Below are 17051 nucleotides of genomic sequence, written 5' to 3' on the forward strand. Positions count from 1 at the left end.
GTAGGACGGTTGCGGCCCGAAGCGTTTCGCGCGCGGGTCACCCGACCCGGCGGAAGCCACGGATCGCCACGGGCGCCGCGGCCAGGACGATGACCAGGCACAGCGCGGGCGTGAGCAGCACGCTGGCGAGGTCCGCGTGGCCCAGGGCCAGGTCCCGGGCCGCGGTGATCGCGTGGGACATCGGATTGACCTCGGCGAAGCCCCGTAGCCAGCCGGGCAGACCGTCCGTGGGGACGAACGCGTTCGAGGCGAACAGCAGCACGAGGTTGACTATCCCGCCGATGGGCTGCATCGCCTCCGGGCGGCGCAGCCACGCGGACAGCGCCATGAACACCCAGCCGAGCGACCAGCTGAGCATGACGCCGATGAAGAGCGCTCCGGCCGCGCCGGCCACGCCGCCGGCCGGGTCGAAGCCGAAGACCAGGGCTCCGGCCACCAGCATGACCAGCATGTTCACACCGCTGAGCACGGTGTCGGCGATGTTGCGGCCGATCAGGATCGAGACGGACCGGATCGGCATGGAACGGAAGCGGGCCACGATCCCGTTGTTGAGCTCGGTGGTGAGCGCCACGCCGGACTTCAGACCGGCGCTGATCGCGCTCGTGACCAGGAAGGCCGGCAGCAGGTAGTCGATGTAACTGACCCCGGCCGGGAAGGACGAGGTCTGCGAGACGCTCTTGAACACCTGGCTGAACACCGTCAGCATCAGGATCGGTTCGAGCAGGCCCGGCACGATCAGGGCCGGGTCGCGCAGGGCCCGCAGGGAACGCCCGGTCAGGACGCCGACCTGCCGCAGGACGCCCGAGCCCTGGTACCGGGGGGCGGACGCGGGGGCGTGGATGTCCGGGCTCGTCGCGGCCCGGGTGGTGGCGGTGGTCATCGTGCTTCCCCCTCGTGCGGGCTGGAGTGGTTCAGGGCCATGTACACGTCGTCCAAGGTCGGTTCGGAGTAGGCGAGACCCGCGATCTCGACCCCCGCGTCGTCGGTCGCCCGGACGACGACGGCGATCTCCGTGGAGTCCGTCACGGGCACGGTGAGCACCAGCCGCTCCTCGTCGTGCGTGGGCACGAGCCCGGTCCGGGCCAGGGCCTCGGCGACGCGGGGGCCGTCCACGGCGTCGCGCAGGGTCAGGTTCACGCTCCGCCGTCCGACGCGGGACTTGAGTTCCTCCGCCCGCCCCGAGGCGATGATCCGCCCCTTGGACAGCACGGTGATCGAGTCGGCGAGGAAGTCGGCCTCGTCCAGGTACTGGGTGGTCAACAGGACGGTGGCGCCGTCCGCGACCAGCTTCTGCACGATGTCCCACAGGTCCCGGCGGGCCACCGGGTCGAGTCCCGTGGTGGGCTCGTCCAGGAAGATCACCTCAGGTCTGCCGACCAGGCTGGCCGCCAGGTCGAGCCGCCGCCGCATGCCGCCCGAGTAGGTCTTCGCCCGGCGCCGCCCCGCGTCGGTGAGCTGGAACAGCTCCAGCAGCTCGTCGGCCCGGGCCGACGCCTCGGCCCGGGCCGCGCCCAGCAGTCGGGCGATGAGCACGAGGTTGTCACGGCCGGAGAGGGTCGCGTCGACGGCCGCGTACTGGCCCGTCAGCCCGATGCGCCTGCGGACCTCCAGGTCGTCGCGGGTGACGTCGTAGCCGGCCACCCGTGCCCGCCCGGCCGAGGGGTGCACCAAGGTGCTCAGAATGCTGACGAGGGTCGTCTTCCCGGCCCCGTTGTGGCCGAGCAGCCCGAGTACGGAGCCCCTGGGCACGCTGAGGCTCACATCGTCGAGTGCCGTCACCGACCCGAAGGTCTTCGTGACACCGGAAACGTCGATCATCGGTGTATCCACACGCTTCTCCTTCGTTCGACAGGGTGCGCGGCACCATCGAAGCGCAGCGGGAGAAGCACCGGCGGGGCAGTGTCAATTCTTCGATCTGGCGCACCCCGCGCCGGCGGGGGAGCCGCCGGAGCCGCCCCGCGTCACGGAGTGACGGTCCAGCGGACCGGGAGGGCGCGCGTCCCGCGCATCAGGACGCTGTCGATCCAGGGCAGTTCGTCCACAGCGGCGTCGAGCGCGAGGCCGGGGCAGCGATCGAGGAGCGCGCGGACGGCGATCTGGAGCTCCATGCGGGCCAGCGGCGCGCCGACGCAGTAGTGCAGCCCGTGCCCGAAGGTGACGTGTCCGCGCGCCTCACGACGGATGTCGAAACGCTCGGGATCGTCGAACTTCTCCGCGGCGTGGTTCGCCGCCGACAGGGCCACGAGCACCTGTTGGCGGGCCGGTACGAGGATGCCCCCGATGTCGATCGGCTCCGTGGTGAACCGGTCCGTCGCGGACTTGAGCGGTCCGTCGTAACGGAGCATCTCCTCCACGGCATTGTCGATCAGCGACGGATCCGCGCGCAGGGCCGCCAGCTGGTCGGGGTGCTCCAGGAGGGCCCGGACGCCGTTGGTGAGCTGGTTGAGCGTGGTCTCGTGGCCGGCGATCAGCAGCAGGAAGGCCACGCCGAGGAGCTCCGACTCCGAGAGCCTGTCGCCCTCCTCGTCAGTGATCTTGACCAGAGCGCTCATCAGATCGCCGCCGGGGCCGACGCGCTTGTCCTCGATGAGCCCGATGAAGTACGTCGCGATCGCGCGCAGCGCCGCGCCCTCCGCGGCGGGGCCGGACGGGGAGATGATCGCGCTGGACCAGTCGTGCAGCCTTGCGGCGTCCCGCGGGGGCACGCCGAGGAGTTCGCAGATCACCGTCATGGGCAGCGGGAAGGCGAGCGCCTCGACGAGGTCCGCCCGGCCGTCGGGGGCGGCGAGCATGGCGTCGAGCAGGCCGTCGGTCGTCGCCTGCACGCGGGGTCGCAGCGCCTCGACGCGGCGCGGGGTGAACTCCCGGGTGACCAGCTTGCGCAGCCGGGTGTGGTGGGGCGGGTCGCTCTCCAGCATGTTGGCGAGGGCCGCCGCACCTTGGCCGACGTCGTCACCGAGGAGCGTGCGGGGATCCTTGCTGAGCCGCGGGTCCGCCAGCGCGGTGCGCGCCTCTTCGTATCCGACGACCAGCCACACCTCTCGGCCGTCAGGGGTGCGCGCGCGGTGCACGGGGCCCTGCGCACGCAGTTCGGCGTACATCGGGTAAGGGTCCCTCGCGAATTCCGCGCCGTGGGCTCCCAAATCGAGGATCTCCGTCATTTCACCTTTCCTGCCCTTCGGTAACCTCCGATCACCGTAGGTGTCCGGCGGTGGGCGGGATACGCCATATCAGGGTTGTTGAATCGCGCTAACGGTGCGGTGCGGTCCGGCGTGAATCTGTTCCGAAAAACGCGCGGTATTCCCCGTGAGAGGAACCGATGATTTCCCACACGCTCGACCATGCCATGTTCGGGTTGTTCTCGACCCACGCGCTGCATCTGGCCGACAAGCACGGCGTCTTCACCCACCTCATCCAGGAAGGGCCGGCCGACCCGGCCGGCATCGCCCGGTCGCGGCAGATCGACGCGGAGACGCTGGAGAGGCTGCTGCTCGTCCTGGCCGCCGTGTCCGTCGTCGAGCGCGACGACGAGGGCACGTACCGCCTCGCGCCCGAGCTGGTGCCCGCCCTCGACCGACGCAGTCCCCGCTACCTCGGGAGTTTCGTCCGCCACCTCGTGACCAACACGACGGGCCAGCTCCACCAGCTCGACGCGTACCTGACGCAGGGCAAGGCCGCCGTCGACGCCGAACTGCCCTCGCCGTTCGACACCATCTACAAGGACGAGGCGGCCACGGAAGCCTTCCTCGAGGCCATGTGGCAGCTGAGCTTCGGCGTCTCGGGCGAGCTGGTGCGGCTCGCCGAGTTGGACGGGGTCCGCACCCTGGTCGACGTGGGCGGCGCCAGCGGCGCCTTCGCGGTGGCCGCCCTGCGGAGCTACCCGGAGCTGAACGTCACCGTCTTCGACCTCCCGCAGGTCGGCCCGTTCCTGGAGCGCACCCGCGAGGCGGAGGGGAGCGGCGACCGGCTCGGGTTCGTACCGGGCGACTTCTTCGCCGACGCCCTGCCGCGCGCGGAATGCCTCTCGTTCGGGTACATCCTCTCGGACTGGGACGACGAGACCTGCGTGGAGCTGCTCACCAAGGCGTACGACGCGTGCGCGAACGGCGGCCGCGTGCTGCTGATGGAGCGCCTGTTCGACGAGGCGGGCGGCCCGCTGGCCACCGCCGCGATGAACCTGTCGATGCACGTGGAGACGCAGGGGCGCCACCGCACCGCGTCCGAGTACACCGGGCTCCTGGAGAAGTCGGGCTTCGTGGACTGTTCCGTTCACCGCTCCACCTGGGACAAGCACCTCGTGGTGGGGAGGAAGCCGTGAGCGTCGACGCCCCCCTTGCCACCCGGGCGCTCCTGACGCCCCGACAACGGGAGGTCGCGACGCTCCAGCGGACGCGCGGGCGGGCCCGGTTGGAACCCGAGGAAGCGGCGCACCTCGCCGCCCTGCACGACGGTCTTCCGGAGCGGGCGACCGGTGAGGACGAGGTCACCCGGCTGCTCACCCGCTCGGTCAGCCGTGAGCTGGAGATACCGGAGTACTACCGCTACACGTGCCTGCACGCCTACGGCTGGTACCTCGACCGCTTCCCGGACGACCCGGTGGCCGGCGCCCTGCTGGCACTGCGCGTCACCCTCGTCGACCTGCTGGACGTGGAGCGCGCCGCCTGGGCGGTCGGCGAGCGGCCGGAGCGCGGTGACGAGCGGATCAAGCGGCTGGAGGACGCGATCCTCGCCGTGGGCGGCACGGTGACCGATCCGCTGCTCCAGGTACGGATCGCCGATCTGGTGGACCGGGCCGCGGTCGACCCCGAGCTCGCCCGGCGGGCCGCACTGCTCGCGGAGTCCACGCGTTTCCCCCGCTCCCCGCTCCATGAGGAGAACGTTTTCCTCCGGTCGGTCCAGGCGTGCGAGACGCTGTTCTTCCTGGTCCGGCGGCTCGCGGTGGAAGTCGCCGCGGCCAAGGACGAGTTCCCGGCCCGGGCCGCCGGCCGGCTGGAACTGGCGGGCGGGTGCGCGCGCTTACTGAACGATGTCTTCCACGTGCTGCTCACGCTGACCCCCGACGGGTTCATGACGTTCCGGGACTACACGGGCGCGGCCAGCGCGGTGCAGTCCTTGAACTACCACGCCATGGAGATCTCGGTGTACGGGTACGACCCGCGCAAGGCCGAGGTCTTCGACTCCGTCGACCACCTCCACGTGCTCAACACCCCGGAGGTCCGGGACCACCGACCCCTGTCCGCCGCACTGGCGGACACGGCGGACACGCGCCTGCGGGACGGCTGGCACGTACTGGACCGGGCCCTGTCCAAGTGGCGTGGCAACCACTACCGCTTCGCCCGCACCTACCTCCCCGCGCACACGCCGGCCTCCGGCGGGACCGACGGGGCCGCGTACGTGAAGCGGTTCGTGAAGAAGGACGCCTGTGTGGCCGGGGCCGATCCGTTCGGCGGCCTTCCCCTGCTCTCCGGGTTCCTCTACCGCTGACCCGTGCGGCCCCCGCGACCGATCGCGGTCCGGTGCCGGCCGGTCCCTACCGGTCGGCGCCTGGCCCCGCCGCGTTCCCCACGGAGTCGGCCCGCGCCACGACGGTGTCCACCGGCAGTTCGATGCGCAACCGCCAGCCACCGGTTCCGTACGGACCGGCGGCGAGCGAGCCGCCGAGGGCCTCGACGCGTTCGGTGAGGCCGACCAGCCCGAGGCCGCCGCGCCGTTCGCCGACGTGGAGGGGGGCGGCGGAGGTGAGGGGGTCGTCCGTGTTGGTGACCATGACGACCAGCGCGGGGAGCGGACCGACCGTACCGGCTTCGACGACCACCCGCACGACTGTCTCCGCCGGTGCGTGCCTGCGGATGTTGGTCAGGGCCTCGACGACCGCGCGGTGCGCGGTTCCGGCGACCTCACGGGGCACGAGGGCGGCCGTCCGCGCCGTGAACCCGAAGTCCAGGGCGACGTCCGCGGTGCCCGACGCGGTGAACCGTGCCACGACTTCGGGAATGTCGGCCAGGCCGTAGGAGCTGGGCCGCCCGTCGCGGTCGTCGTTCCCGTCGGTCGTGCGCTCTCCGGCGTCGTGCAGCATGAGCACCGTTCGGTCCAGCGACTTCAGCGCCTGCTGGCCGGCGGCCTCTATCTGCTCCAGCAACGACGCGACCAGGTGCGGTTGTTCGCTTCCCATGACCTGCGCGGCCTGGGCGAGCACCACGATCCCGGACACGTCGTGGGCGACGAAGTCGTGCAGGTCCCGGGCGAGTTCGATGCGCTGGGAGCGCCGTGCGGTCAGGACTGCGTCGATGCGCTGGTCCTCCAGCCACCGCAGGTAGCCGCCGACGGCGCCGGCGCACAGCGCGCCGAAGGAGAGGAAGGCGCACTGCCCGACGGCCTCCAGCGAACTGCCGTACTCCTGCGCGCGCAGCACCAGGGTGGAGCCGGCGGTGCCCAGCGCGAGCCAGAGCGGGACCGCCCGCCGCAGCGGCATGAACCGGGTCACGACGAAGAGCAGGCCCAGTACGGCGAGGTACTCGGCGGACATCAGCGACGCGGCCGGGGAGTCCGCCTTGATCGCGCGGCCGGGAAAGGTGAGCAGGGTCCCGATGCCGGAGCAGAGGGCCACCGTGGTCGCCGCGACGGCGAGCCGGTGGTGGTCGCGGGTGTGCCAGCCGGCCGCCACCAGGGCCGTGACGCACGCCGTCGCCATGGTGAGGGAAGAGAGCCAGCCGCCTCCGGGCCCCGCCACGGCCGCGGCGGCCAGGGCGCCCGCCGCGGTCACCGCGCAGATCGTCTTGGCCACGCCGGTTAGGGGAGTTCGATACGGCATTGCCGTGACCTCGTCGTTCCTGGGAGGACTTGTCTGGACTGCACCGCTACTGCTGGGAGAGTGCGATGGGCGAGCCGACCGCCGCGAAAATAGACTACGTACTGCCGAGGTGGCACTTCCGCGAGTCCCACTCGATCCCTCTGCCGAGAGGGGTCCCGCCGGAGCGGGTGATGAGCGCCGTGCGGGAGACGACATGGGGCGAGGCGCCCGTGTCGCGCGCGCTGATGTCGCTGACCAAGGTGGACGTGTCGGCCGGTCGCCGGATCGTCTCCGACTTCCTCGGCGAGGCCATGGAGGCGGTCGAGGCCGGCGAGGGCGAGGTCCTCTTCATCTCCCTGGACTGCCTGGAGGACAGGCCGAAACCGGTGGGGCCGCTCGCCGAGGCGTTCGCGGGGTGCACCGAGGCGGGGTTCCTCAAGATGGCGATGAACCTTCGTTACGACGGGCGGGTCCTGAGCACCGAGACCCGCGTGTACGCGACGGACGAGCACACCCGACGCAGGTTCCGCGGGTACTGGTTCACGATCAGAGCGGCCAGCGGACTGAGCCGCCGGTCCCTGCTGCGCGCCATCCGCCGCCGGGCCGTGAGGAGTTCGGCCCAGGGATGACGCTAGCCCGTTCCGGCGGATCGCTCGCGGGGCGCCACGGATCGCTCGTGGGAGCATCGCAAACTTCTTGATGTCCGGCGGTGACGCTGGGTGCCGGGAGGCGCGGTGCGGGTGACGGGCCGCCACCGATCGCGCTGCCGAGCCGGGCGGACGGCCCCTTCCGGGCCGGCGCCGGGCCTGACGAGAGCCCGCCGGCGCGTCGCGCAACACGTTATTGAATTCTTCTCATTGCAATCTCTCGAACATTTACTTCACGAGCGTGTCCGAAAGTCCTTGCCTGGTCGAAACCCAGCTGCTTAAGGTCGACCGGAATTATATGAAGGTGCCTGGAAAGGACGACTCGTGGCCAATCCGTTCGAAGACGATGACGCCGAGTTCTATGTGCTGGTGAACGGCGAGGATCAGTACTCCATCTGGCCCGCCTTCGCCGAGATTCCGGCGGGCTGGAACGCAGTGCACGGCAAGGCGGCCCGGCAGGAATGCCTGGATTACGTGAACGAGCACTGGACGGACATGCGTCCGCGCAGCCTCGCCGCGGCCATGTCCGCCGACGCCGCCTGAAGAGACCAACGATCTCAGAAATAGGAGAAGTACACACCATGTCGACCCTCACCGACGAGCGCCGAAACGCCATCAAGGACATCGTCTGCGACATCCTCGAACTCGAAGAGGACGAGGTCAGCGAGACCAGTCTCTTCATCGACGACCACGGCGCCGACTCGCTGCGCGCGATCGAGATCCTCGCCTCCCTGGAGAAGGAGTTCGGCATCACCATCGACCAGTCCGAGCTCGCCCAGATGGTCAACCTGGAGCGCGTGTACGACGTCGTCTCGGCGGCTCCCGTCCGCTGACCCGGGTCCGTACGTCCGTACGTCCGTACATCCATGCGTCCGTACATCCGTACGTCCGCCGCACCGCAGGTTCGCCGCACCGCAGGTTCGCAGGTCTGAAGGGGGAAGAGCATGTCCTCAGTACGCCCCGGCGCTGGTTCGGGGGAACGCCGAGTGGTCCTCACCGGCTTCGGTGTGATCTCCAGCATCGGCATCGGAGCCGAGGAGTTCACCGACAGCCTGCGGGCCGGACGCAGCGGCGTCAGCCCGATCTCGGTGTTCGACGTCGAAGGCTTCGCCCATGTCAACGGGTGCGAGGTCAAGGGGTTCGAACCCGAACAGTGGATATCGCGCACTCCGGTGCGCGAGCTGGGCCGGGCCAGCCGCTTCGCCGTCGCGGCGGCGCGGATGGCGGTCCGGGACGCGGGTCTGGATCCCGTGGAACTCGCCGGTCGACGGGGTCTCATCTCCGTCGGCACCACGGACGGCGAGTCCTACGAGCTGGACCAGCTGGTCGCCGCCGAACTCGCCGACGGACCGGAGCACATGGATCCGGAGATCGTCCGGCGGGTGTCGGCGGCCCGGCTCTCCACCGCCATCGCGCAGGAGCTCGAACTCACCGACGTCGAGGCCCCCACCATCGCGACCGCCTGTTCCGCGGGCAACTACGCGATCGGGTACGGCTTCGACGCGGTGAGTTCCGGCGAGGTGGAGTACGCCCTGTGCGGCGGCGCCGACGCGATGTGCCGCAAGACCTTCACCGGCTTCTACCGACTGGGCACCATCGCCCCCGAGTTCTGCCAGCCCTTCGACGCCGACCGCAAGGGCATCCTCACCGGCGAGGGCGCCGGCGTCCTGGTCCTGGAGAGCCTGGACTCGGCGCTCGCCCGCGGCGCCACCATCTACGCCGAGGTCCTCGGCTACGGCCTCAACTGCGACGCCTACCACCAGGTCGCGCCCAACGGCGACAGCGTCGCCCAGTGCATGACCATCGCCCTGGAGAACGCCGGGGTCAAGCCCGAGGAGGTCGACCTCATCTCGGCCCACGGCACCGGCACCAAGGCCAACGACATCACCGAGGCGGGCGCCATCCGCAAGGTCTTCGGCGACGCCACCCCCCGCACCATCTCGCTGAAGTCGATGCTCGGCCACACCATGGGCGCCGCCAGCGCGCTGGGCGCCATCGCCTGCGGCCTCGCCATCACCCACGGCTTCATCCCCCCGACCATCAACCACCGCCGGACCGACCCGGAGTGCGAGATCGACTGCGTCCCCAACCACGCGGTCGAGGCCGACCTGCGGATCGTCCAGAACAACGGCCTGGCCTTCGGCGGCAACAACGCCATCGTCATCCTCGGCAAGTACGAGGAGACCGTGGCATGACGTACGCCATCATCGGGTCCGGGGCCGTCGCCAGCATCGGCGCCGACCCCGACGAGATCTTCGACGCCCTGTGCGCCGGCCGCAGTGGGCTCGCCCCCCTGCGGGCCTTCGACCGGACCCGCTTCCACGCGCAGCAGCTCTTCGAGATCGACGACCGGGAGACCGACGGCGTCGACGAGCCGGCCCGCGCCACCCGCTTCCTGATCGAGGCGGTCCGCCAGGCCGCCGAGGACGCGGGCCTGCCCGAGGACCTCGCCGGGATCCCCGTCCTGGTGGGCACCGGCCTGCGCGAACTGCGCTCGCTGGAACTGTGGTGGCGCGACGGCGTCCCCTTCGACGCCGACGGCCTGGACTTCTCGCGGGCCCTGCGGCGCCGGTTCGGCGCCGTCGACGCCCACACCTTCGCCGGCGCCTGCTCCGCCTCGCTCTACGCCCTCGCCCTCGCCTGGGACCTGCTGGAACTGGGCGAGGCGCGGACGGTCATCGTGGCCGGCTGCGACGTGGTCACCGAGAGCATGTTCGGCCAGGCGGACCGGGTCCAGTTCGATCCGCCGACCTCCGTGCGCCCCTTCGACGAGGACCGCCGGGGCACCATCCTGGGCGAGGGCGCCGCCGCCGTCGTCCTCACCCGGACCCCCGCCGCGGACCGCCCCGTGCGGGCCTGGCTGCGCTCGGTCGCCGTCAACTGCGACGCCCACCACCAGACCGCGCCGGACGAGGCCGGGGTGGAGGCCGCCGTCCGCACGGCCCAGGAGCTGGCGCGGGTGACACCCGAGGAGATCGACCTCGTCGTCCTGCACGGCACCGGCACCCCGCTCAACGACCGGACGGAAGCCACCGTGACCGCCCGCGTGTTCGACGGCGCCGCCCCGGCGCTCACCGGCATCAAGTCGCTCACCGGACACACCTCTGGCTCGGCCGGACTGCTCAGCCTGATCGTCGCCATGCGCTCCCTCGACGCCGGCCTGGTCCCGCCCATCGCGGGCCTGACCGACCCCCTGCCCGAGGGCGCCGGGCTCCGCCTGGTGAGCGGCGCGCCGCTGGCGACTCCCTTGCGGCTGGCCCAGGTCAACAGCTTCGGCTTCGGCGGCGTCAACGCCGTCGCGATCGTCGGGGGCGCCGCATGAGCACCGCCCCCGCCTCCGTACCCGTACCCGCCTCCGCCCCCGTATCCGTCCCCGTCTTCGTCTCCGGCGTCGCCGTGGCCCTGCCCGGCGCGGCCGACCCGAGCGCACTCCTGCGGCCCGCCGTCCCCGGCGCCGCCCCGGTGGACCCCGCGGCCCTCATCGGCAAGAAGGGCCTGCGCTTCAACGACCGCGCCACCCGGCTCGGTCTCCACCTCGCCCACGTGGCGCTCACCGACGCCGGGATGCTCGACGGCCGGACACCCACCGTCCCGGGCGAGCGGATCGGCGTCGTCGTCAGTTCCAACCTCGGCAACGCGGACACCGTGTGCCGGGCCGTGGAGACCATCGCCAAGGAGTCCACCGGCGCCCTCAGCCCGATGGACACCCCCAACGCCTCCAGCAACATCATCGCCTCGCAGACCGCGATCCGCTTCGGCCTGCGCGGCCCCAACCTCACGGTCTGCAACGGCACTTCCTCGGGCCTGGACGCGGTCCGCTGGGCCGCCCTGATGATCCGCTCCGGCCGCGCCGACCACATGGTGGTCACCGGGGTCGAGCCGGACAACGAGGTGACCCGCCGCCTCGTGGACGGGCCCGTCGCCGACGGCGGCGCCGCCCTGGTGCTCAGCCGCACCCCCACGGCGTCGGCCAAGGCCCTGCTCGGCCCGATCCTGCACGCTCCCCAGTACGCCGACGCCCTCGCCGCCCTGTCCGCGGCGGCCCCCGGAGCCGGGCTCTTGCTCACCCCCGAGGTGGGCCCGGAGACCGGCGGGGCCGAGCGGATCGCCCTCGACGGCTGGGGCGAGCTCTCCGGCGCGCTGGGCGTCGTCCAGTGCGCCGCCGCGGTCGGCTGGTTCGCCCAGGGCCGCACCGCACCGGTGTACGCCCTGACCGGCGGCGCCGCGGCCGCCCTGCTGCGCGCCGAGGCTCCGGCATGAGCGACGTACTGCTGCTGCACGGACTCGGCAACAACGAGTCCATCTGGGAGCCGATGGCCGGGCACTGGGACCCGCGGCTGCGCGTCCACGCGCCCCGGTTGCCCTGGCACAGCGGCGGGATCGCCGGCTGGCGGCACGAGAGCGACTCGGCCGCGCTGCTCCAGGAGGTCCTGGACGCGGTCCCCGGCGGCGCCGACGTGGTGGTCGCCCACTCCTTCAGCTCGGTCCTGCTGCTCGAACTGCTCTGCCGCCGGGCGGCCGCCGGGCAGCGCCTCGACGTCCCCGCCGTCGTCCTGGTCAACCCCTTCTACCGGGCCGACGCCGACGCGTTCCACTGGGACCTGCTCGGCACCAGCATGGCCGACTTCCCGCGCACCATGGCCGAGTCCATCCGGCTGCGCACGCTGGAGCGGCCCATCGGCGCGGAGCTGCGGGCCGACATGGCCCGCCGGATGACCGAATGGGTCGGCCCCTACGGTTGGCTCCGCTTCTTCGAGACCTACCTGCGCACCCCGCTGTTCCGCGTGGACCTGGTGGACACCCCGGTCCTGGTGATCGGCGGCGAACTCGACCTCGCGGCGCCCGTGGACGAGGCCCGCGCGCTGGCCGCCGTGCTGCCCGCGGGCAGCTGCCTGACCGTGCCCGACTGCGGCCACTTCCCGATGCTGGAGCGGCCCGCATGGCTGGCCCGCACCGTCCGCACCGTCCTGGACCGCCTCCCCGAGCGGGCCGGGCTCCCGGTGGCCTGACCCGGCGCACCCGATTCCCCCCACGCCCGATCCGCCCCCCGCCCGATCCGCCCCACGCCCGACCCGACCCCACCCCGACGAAGACGAAGGAGTCCGTGATGGGCCCGACGCCCCATCCCGCTGTGACGGCGCTGCTGGAGAACCCGACGACCGCGCGGCTGCGCCCGCTGTTCGAAGGCAACAACATCAGCTTCGCCATCGGCTTCAAGCACATCAACTACGTCGCCGAGGCCGCCGTCCTGGACCATTTCCGGTCCGCGGGCCTGCCCGTCGGCGACCTCTACCGGCGCTTCGGGCTCGGGTTCGACGTGGTGGACATCCACTCCCGCCTCGCCGCGCTGCTCGCCGTCGACGACGAGGTGGAAGCGGTCGTCACCCCGGTCACCAAGGCCGCCGACGACCGCCTGCGCTTCAAGGTCGAGCTGTACGTCGAGCGCGAGGGCAAGCGCGTCAAGTGCGCCGGCTCCAAGGTGGCGGTCGCCCTGCGCGTCGACGACCACATCAAGGCCGACGAGGCCTGGCCCGAGGGGATCGAGCGCTTCACCGCCGCCCGCCTGGGCACCGGCGAACGCCGCGCGATCGACGCCGCCCCGCTGCCCTACGGCGGGTTCACCGCCGGCCGCGGCACCGACACGGACCCGGTCCTGGCCGAACTCATCGGCGACACCAACGCGTTCGGCTGGCGCTGGCGGATGCCGTACTTCTACTGCCACTTCAACGAGCGCGTCCAGATGTCCGGCTTCCTGCGGATCATGGAGGAGGTCGAGGACCTCTTCCTCGCGGACCGCGGCCTGCCCATCAAGAAGGTCCTCGACACCCGGGGCTGGATCCCCGTCGTCACCCAGTCCCGGATCGAGATCCTCGACGAGACCGTGATGGAGGAGGAGCTCTACACCGTCTACACGGTCGAGAGCATCTTCAAGACGCTCCTCTACTCCACCCGCATGGACTGCTACGTCCTGCGCGACGGCGCGCTCGTCAAGACCGCGACCGGCACCATCACCCACGGCTACCTCCACGAGTCGGCGCCCAACCAGTGGGAGATGGCCGAGTTCGACGCCTCCACCGTGACCGCCCTCTCCACACCCCGCCGGGCGGCGTCATGAGCACCGCCGTGGCGCCCCGGGCGGTCATCACCGGCTGGTCCGCGGTCTCCCCGTACGGCATCGGCGCCGACGCCTTCGCCGAGGGCCTGCGCAGCGGGCGCCCGACCGCCGCCCCGGTGGACACCGCGCGCTGGAAGGTGCCCGGCACCCGGGCCCACCTGGTACCCGGCTTCGAGACCCGCGAGGTGCTCGGCAAGAAGGGCACCCGCTCCATGGACCGGGTCACCGGCCTGGCCGTCGCCGCCGTCGGCTCGCTGCTGGAACGCCCCGGCGCCGACCGGGAGTCGGAGACCGGCGAGCGGGCCGCCCTGGTCCTCGCCACCACCACCGGCAGCGCCGCCAGCATGATGGACTTCACCCGCAGCTCCCTGGTCGGCGACCGGCCCTACGACGTCGACCCGGCCGTCATGCCCAACGCCGTCATGAACTGCGCCGCCGGCCAGTGCGCCATCTGGTACGGCATCAAGGGCCCCAACACCACGCTGGCCGGCGGCCGCGCGGCGAGCCTGCTCTCCCTGAACTACGCCACCCGGCTGCTCTCCTCGGGCCGCGCGGACACCGTGCTCTGCGCCGCCGCCGAGGAGTACTCGGCCGCCCGTTACTGGCTGGAGCGCCACGCCAGGGGCGCCGAAGCCCCCGGCGTCCCGCTCGGCGAGGGCGCGGCCGTGCTGCTCGTCGAGCCCGCCGACCGCCTCGTCGCCCGGCGCCCCCGGCTCGCCGAGGTCCTGGCCGTGCGCACCCGCGTGGCCACGGGCATCCTGGTGCGCGCGGCCCTGGACGCCTGCGTACGTTCGGCCCTCGACGCCGCCGGAGTCCACCCGCGCGAGGTGTGGGCGGCCGTTGCCGGCGACGCCCCCGGCCTGCTCGGCCACCTGGAGCGCGAGGCGCTCACCGAGGTCTGCGGCAGCGCCGCCCTGGACCGGGTGCCCGCCGTGGGCCGGATCGGCGACGTCTCCGCCGCCTCCGGGTCCTTCCAGATCGCCGTCCTGCTGGCCACCGCCGCCGCCGACCCCGAGGCCGCCGGCCGCATCGCCGTCGTCACCTCGGCCGACCGCGACGGCTCGCTGGCCTGCGCGGTGCTCCGGCTCGGAGGTGCCGAGTGAGCGCGGCCCCGCCCGCCCCCGTCGGCACGCCCGCCCCGGTCAGCCCGGTCGCGGCCGAGGTCCGGGTGCAGGCCCGTACCGAGGACGGCCTGGCCGCCACCGCCCGCGTCGAGATCCGCGCGGACGAGCCGGTATTCGCCGGCCACTACCCCGACTTCCCGATCTTCCCCGGGGTCTGCGTGCTGGAGTGCGTCCAGCGCGCGGCCACCGACGGGGACGCCGCTCCGGACCCCACCGAACTCGCCGCCGTCGAATCGGCGCGGTTCGCCGGAGCCGTCTACCCCGGGGACACCCTCTCCCTCACCCTCAAGTGGCGCCGCACCGACACCGGTCTGCGCTGCGACGCCGTGGCCACGACGGAGCGCGGCAAGGCGGCCTCCGTACGGCTGCGCTACGAGAGCGCCGGAGGCCGGCGATGACCACCGCACCCGAGCGCGCCCTGCCGAAGGTCACCGACCTGCTCCCGCACCGCTACCCGATGCTGCTCGTCGACCGGGTGCTGGAGCTCGTACCCGGCGAGTACGTCCGCGCGGTCAAGGCCGTCACCCACAACGAGCCCTGGTACCGGGGTATCTCCCCCGACACCCCGCTGGACTACCCGCCCGCTCTGCTGATCGAGTCCTGGGGCCAGGCGGCCGGGCTGCTGGCCTCGGCGATCGCCGACGCACCGGTCGGCCAGGTCATGCTCTTCGGCTCCGTCGCCGACGCGCGGTTCCACCGGCCGGTGCGGCCCGGCGAGTTGATCGAGCACCGGGTCCGGATCACCCGCTCCCTCACCGACTCGGTGATCTTCGAGGGGAGCAGCCACAGCGGCGACGACACCGTCATGACCGTGACCCGCATGGTCATGGCGTTCCGCCCCGCCGACCAACTGCGCCCCGCAGAGCCGTCCGTAGAGCCGTCCACAGCGCCGTCCGCCGAACCCTCCGCCGGACCCGACCGAGAGGCCACCACCCGATGACCGACAACAGGCCCGTGGCGCTGATCAGCGGAGGCTCCCGAGGCATCGGCCGGGCCACCGTGCTGCGGCTCGCCGCCGACGGCTACGACGTGAGCTTCTGCTACCACTCCCGCGAGGAGGCGGCGCAGACCCTGGCCAAGGAGGCCGACGAGCTGGGCGCCCGCGTCCTGTACCGGCGCGTCGACGTCAGCGACGCGGCCGCCGTGCGCGCGTGGGTGAGCGCCACCGAGGACGAGCTGGGGCCGGTCGCGACCGCGATCACCTCGGCCGGCATCACCCGGGACAAGGGGCTGGTGATGATGTCCGACGACGACTGGAAGTCGGTCGTCTCCACCAACCTCGACGGGGTCTTCCACGTCTGCCGCGCGGTGGCCTTCCCCATGATGAAGCGCCGCAAGGGCAGCATCGTCAACATCTCCTCCGTCGCCGGCATCTACGGCAACGCCAGCCAGACCAACTACGCCGCCTCCAAGGCCGGCATCATCGGCTTCTCCCGGTCGCTGGCCAAGGAGGTCGGCCGCTACGGCATCCGGGTCAATGTGGCCGCCCCCGGCTTCGTGGACACCGACATGACCGCCGCCGTGTCCGAGCGCGCCGTCGAAGGAGCCCTCGCGGGCGTGGCCCTGGGCCGCATGGGCTCGGCCGACGAGGTCGCCGACCTGGTCGCCTTCCTCGCCGGCGAGCGCGCGAGCTACATCACCGGATCCGTCTTCCAGATCGACGGGGGGATATCCCTGTGAGCACCCGCCGGAAGAAGAACCCCAGGTGGTACTTCTCGCTGCGCAGCCCCTACTCGTGGTTCGCCTACCGCGACCTCACCGAGAAGTACCCCGACGTCCTCGACCAGATCGAGTGGATCCCCTACTGGGAGCCCGACGAGCTGTCCACGCGGCTCCTCGACCAGGCCGGCGTCGACCTGCCCGTGATGCCGATGCACCGCTCCAAGAACTTCTACATCCTGCGCGACGCCCGCCGCTGGGCGCACGCCCGCGGCTGGAACGTGACCTGGCCCGTCGACCGGGCCCCCCACTGGGAGGTCTCCCACCTGGCCTACCTCGCGGCGGAGGAGAAGGGCATGGGACGGCGGTTCGTCGACCTCGCCTACCGCGCGCGCTGGAACGAGGGCCGGGACCTGGCCGACCGGGACACCATCGTGGCCATCGCCACCGAGCTGGGTCTGGACCCCTCGATCGCCGACGCGGTCGACAACCTGGACCTGCGGATCAAGGGCGTCGAGTGCCTGGTCGCCGCCTACCACGACGACGCCTTCGGGGTGCCGTTCTTCATGCACGGGCGCGAGGCGTTCTGGGGCGCCGAGCGCGTGGGCGCCTTCGTCGCCGCCGTACGCGGCTACGACTGGGACGGCATCAGCGACGCGCCGTTCGCCGAAGTCCCCCTCGCCGTCGCGCCCGACAGCGGCCCGCGGGCCTGACAG

The 17051-nt window shown here is 72.0% G+C and carries 19 protein-coding genes; 15 read left to right on the plus strand and 4 right to left on the minus strand.

Translation table 11 applies throughout. The annotated features are described in order from the left end of the window. Positions 1–37: 37 nt before the first annotated feature. The 3 genes from ACIQWR_RS20670 to ACIQWR_RS20680 all read right to left on the minus strand — a co-directional run bounded on the left by ACIQWR_RS20670 (position 38) and on the right by ACIQWR_RS20680 (position 3101). Positions 38–880, minus strand: coding sequence for an ABC transporter permease (locus ACIQWR_RS20670; protein WP_404011391.1), 843 nt, complete (start codon positions 878–880; stop codon positions 38–40). Then, a complete protein-coding gene (locus tag ACIQWR_RS20675; protein ID WP_404011394.1) occupies positions 877–1818 on the minus strand; it encodes an ATP-binding cassette domain-containing protein in 942 nt (313 codons plus the stop codon). The genes ACIQWR_RS20670 and ACIQWR_RS20675 overlap by 4 nt, the downstream gene beginning before the upstream one ends. A 143-nt stretch (positions 1819–1961) precedes the next feature. Then, the gene (locus ACIQWR_RS20680) at positions 1962–3101 is read right to left on the minus strand and encodes a cytochrome P450 (RefSeq protein ID WP_404011395.1); all 1140 of its coding nucleotides are present in this window, start codon (positions 3099–3101) and stop codon (positions 1962–1964) included. Positions 3102–3319: 218 nt separating this feature from the next. Here ACIQWR_RS20680 and ACIQWR_RS20685 point away from each other — a divergent pair, with 218 nt between their 5' ends. Both ACIQWR_RS20685 and ACIQWR_RS20690 read left to right on the plus strand, forming a co-directional pair. After that, entirely contained in the window at positions 3320–4318 is a 999-nt protein-coding gene (locus tag ACIQWR_RS20685; protein ID WP_404011397.1) for a methyltransferase, read from the plus strand. Beyond that, on the plus strand, positions 4315–5484 hold the full coding sequence (locus ACIQWR_RS20690; protein WP_404011399.1) for a hypothetical protein: 1170 nt from the start codon (positions 4315–4317) through the stop codon (positions 5482–5484). The genes ACIQWR_RS20685 and ACIQWR_RS20690 overlap by 4 nt, the downstream gene beginning before the upstream one ends. 46 nt (positions 5485–5530) lie before the next feature. Here ACIQWR_RS20690 and ACIQWR_RS20695 read toward each other — a convergent pair whose 3' ends face one another. Continuing rightward, on the minus strand, positions 5531–6784 hold the full coding sequence (locus tag ACIQWR_RS20695) for a sensor histidine kinase (RefSeq protein ID WP_404011401.1): 1254 nt from the start codon (positions 6782–6784) through the stop codon (positions 5531–5533). A gap of 197 nt (positions 6785–6981) precedes the next feature. Between ACIQWR_RS20695 and ACIQWR_RS20700 the strand changes: the two genes are divergently transcribed. The 13 genes from ACIQWR_RS20700 (at position 6982) to ACIQWR_RS20760 (ending at position 17048) form a co-directional block, all read left to right on the plus strand. Then, positions 6982–7419 carry a hypothetical protein gene (locus tag ACIQWR_RS20700; protein WP_404011402.1) on the plus strand — a complete coding sequence of 146 codons (438 nt, stop codon included), beginning with the start codon at positions 6982–6984 and terminating at the stop codon, positions 7417–7419. A gap of 342 nt (positions 7420–7761) precedes the next feature. Beyond that, positions 7762–7980 carry an MbtH family protein gene (locus tag ACIQWR_RS20705; RefSeq protein WP_404011405.1) on the plus strand — a complete coding sequence of 73 codons (219 nt, stop codon included), beginning with the start codon at positions 7762–7764 and terminating at the stop codon, positions 7978–7980. Between the two features lie 38 nt (positions 7981–8018). Further along, positions 8019–8270, plus strand: coding sequence for an acyl carrier protein (locus ACIQWR_RS20710; protein ID WP_399263406.1), 252 nt, complete (start codon positions 8019–8021; stop codon positions 8268–8270). Positions 8271–8381: 111 nt separating this feature from the next. Continuing rightward, positions 8382–9632 carry a beta-ketoacyl-[acyl-carrier-protein] synthase family protein gene (locus ACIQWR_RS20715; RefSeq protein WP_404011408.1) on the plus strand — a complete coding sequence of 417 codons (1251 nt, stop codon included), beginning with the start codon at positions 8382–8384 and terminating at the stop codon, positions 9630–9632. Further along, the gene (locus tag ACIQWR_RS20720; RefSeq protein ID WP_404011411.1) at positions 9629–10759 is read left to right on the plus strand and encodes a beta-ketoacyl synthase N-terminal-like domain-containing protein; all 1131 of its coding nucleotides are present in this window, start codon (positions 9629–9631) and stop codon (positions 10757–10759) included. Before ACIQWR_RS20715 ends, ACIQWR_RS20720 begins: the two co-directional genes overlap by 4 nt. Further along, the gene (locus tag ACIQWR_RS20725) at positions 10756–11697 is read left to right on the plus strand and encodes a beta-ketoacyl synthase N-terminal-like domain-containing protein (RefSeq protein ID WP_404011413.1); all 942 of its coding nucleotides are present in this window, start codon (positions 10756–10758) and stop codon (positions 11695–11697) included. The genes ACIQWR_RS20720 and ACIQWR_RS20725 overlap by 4 nt, the downstream gene beginning before the upstream one ends. Then, on the plus strand, positions 11694–12446 hold the full coding sequence (locus tag ACIQWR_RS20730) for an alpha/beta fold hydrolase (protein WP_404011416.1): 753 nt from the start codon (positions 11694–11696) through the stop codon (positions 12444–12446). Before ACIQWR_RS20725 ends, ACIQWR_RS20730 begins: the two co-directional genes overlap by 4 nt. A gap of 98 nt (positions 12447–12544) precedes the next feature. Then, complete coding sequence (locus tag ACIQWR_RS20735) at positions 12545–13552, plus strand: hypothetical protein (RefSeq protein ID WP_404011419.1); 1008 nt, start codon at positions 12545–12547, stop codon at positions 13550–13552. Continuing rightward, positions 13549–14655: a beta-ketoacyl synthase N-terminal-like domain-containing protein gene (locus ACIQWR_RS20740; RefSeq protein WP_404011422.1), complete on the plus strand. Its 1107-nt coding sequence runs from the start codon at positions 13549–13551 to the stop codon at positions 14653–14655. Before ACIQWR_RS20735 ends, ACIQWR_RS20740 begins: the two co-directional genes overlap by 4 nt. Continuing rightward, entirely contained in the window at positions 14652–15074 is a 423-nt protein-coding gene (locus tag ACIQWR_RS20745) for a 3-hydroxyacyl-ACP dehydratase FabZ family protein (RefSeq protein WP_404011423.1), read from the plus strand. Before ACIQWR_RS20740 ends, ACIQWR_RS20745 begins: the two co-directional genes overlap by 4 nt. Continuing rightward, on the plus strand, positions 15071–15616 hold the full coding sequence (locus tag ACIQWR_RS20750) for a 3-hydroxyacyl-ACP dehydratase FabZ family protein (RefSeq protein ID WP_404011426.1): 546 nt from the start codon (positions 15071–15073) through the stop codon (positions 15614–15616). Before ACIQWR_RS20745 ends, ACIQWR_RS20750 begins: the two co-directional genes overlap by 4 nt. Next, complete coding sequence (gene fabG, locus ACIQWR_RS20755; RefSeq protein WP_404011428.1) at positions 15613–16356, plus strand: 3-oxoacyl-ACP reductase FabG; 744 nt, start codon at positions 15613–15615, stop codon at positions 16354–16356. The genes ACIQWR_RS20750 and fabG overlap by 4 nt, the downstream gene beginning before the upstream one ends. Continuing rightward, the gene (locus ACIQWR_RS20760) at positions 16353–17048 is read left to right on the plus strand and encodes a 2-hydroxychromene-2-carboxylate isomerase (RefSeq protein WP_404011431.1); all 696 of its coding nucleotides are present in this window, start codon (positions 16353–16355) and stop codon (positions 17046–17048) included. Before fabG ends, ACIQWR_RS20760 begins: the two co-directional genes overlap by 4 nt. Positions 17049–17051 lie beyond the last annotated feature (3 nt).

This window comes from Streptomyces sp. NPDC098789, from assembly GCF_044759975.1.
Classification (GTDB): domain Bacteria; phylum Actinomycetota; class Actinomycetes; order Streptomycetales; family Streptomycetaceae; genus Streptomyces.

Bases quoted from the DNA above. Each gene is read 5' to 3' on its own strand.
- ACIQWR_RS20670 (WP_404011391.1), bottom strand. From the start codon at position 880: ATGACCACCGCCACCACCCGGGCCGCGACGAGCCCGGACATCCACGCC.
- ACIQWR_RS20675 (WP_404011394.1), bottom strand. From the start codon at position 1,818: ATGATCGACGTTTCCGGTGTCACGAAGACCTTCGGGTCGGTGACGGCA.
- ACIQWR_RS20680 (WP_404011395.1), bottom strand. From the start codon at position 3,101: ATGTACGCCGAACTGCGTGCGCAGGGCCCCGTGCACCGCGCGCGCACC.
- ACIQWR_RS20685 (WP_404011397.1), top strand. From the start codon at position 3,320: ATGATTTCCCACACGCTCGACCATGCCATGTTCGGGTTGTTCTCGACC.
- ACIQWR_RS20700 (WP_404011402.1), top strand. From the start codon at position 6,982: ATGAGCGCCGTGCGGGAGACGACATGGGGCGAGGCGCCCGTGTCGCGC.
- ACIQWR_RS20710 (WP_399263406.1), top strand. From the start codon at position 8,019: ATGTCGACCCTCACCGACGAGCGCCGAAACGCCATCAAGGACATCGTC.
- ACIQWR_RS20715 (WP_404011408.1), top strand. From the start codon at position 8,382: ATGTCCTCAGTACGCCCCGGCGCTGGTTCGGGGGAACGCCGAGTGGTC.
- ACIQWR_RS20720 (WP_404011411.1), top strand. From the start codon at position 9,629: ATGACGTACGCCATCATCGGGTCCGGGGCCGTCGCCAGCATCGGCGCC.
- ACIQWR_RS20725 (WP_404011413.1), top strand. From the start codon at position 10,756: ATGAGCACCGCCCCCGCCTCCGTACCCGTACCCGCCTCCGCCCCCGTA.
- ACIQWR_RS20730 (WP_404011416.1), top strand. From the start codon at position 11,694: ATGAGCGACGTACTGCTGCTGCACGGACTCGGCAACAACGAGTCCATC.
- ACIQWR_RS20735 (WP_404011419.1), top strand. From the start codon at position 12,545: ATGGGCCCGACGCCCCATCCCGCTGTGACGGCGCTGCTGGAGAACCCG.
- ACIQWR_RS20740 (WP_404011422.1), top strand. From the start codon at position 13,549: ATGAGCACCGCCGTGGCGCCCCGGGCGGTCATCACCGGCTGGTCCGCG.
- ACIQWR_RS20750 (WP_404011426.1), top strand. From the start codon at position 15,071: ATGACCACCGCACCCGAGCGCGCCCTGCCGAAGGTCACCGACCTGCTC.
- fabG (WP_404011428.1), top strand. From the start codon at position 15,613: ATGACCGACAACAGGCCCGTGGCGCTGATCAGCGGAGGCTCCCGAGGC.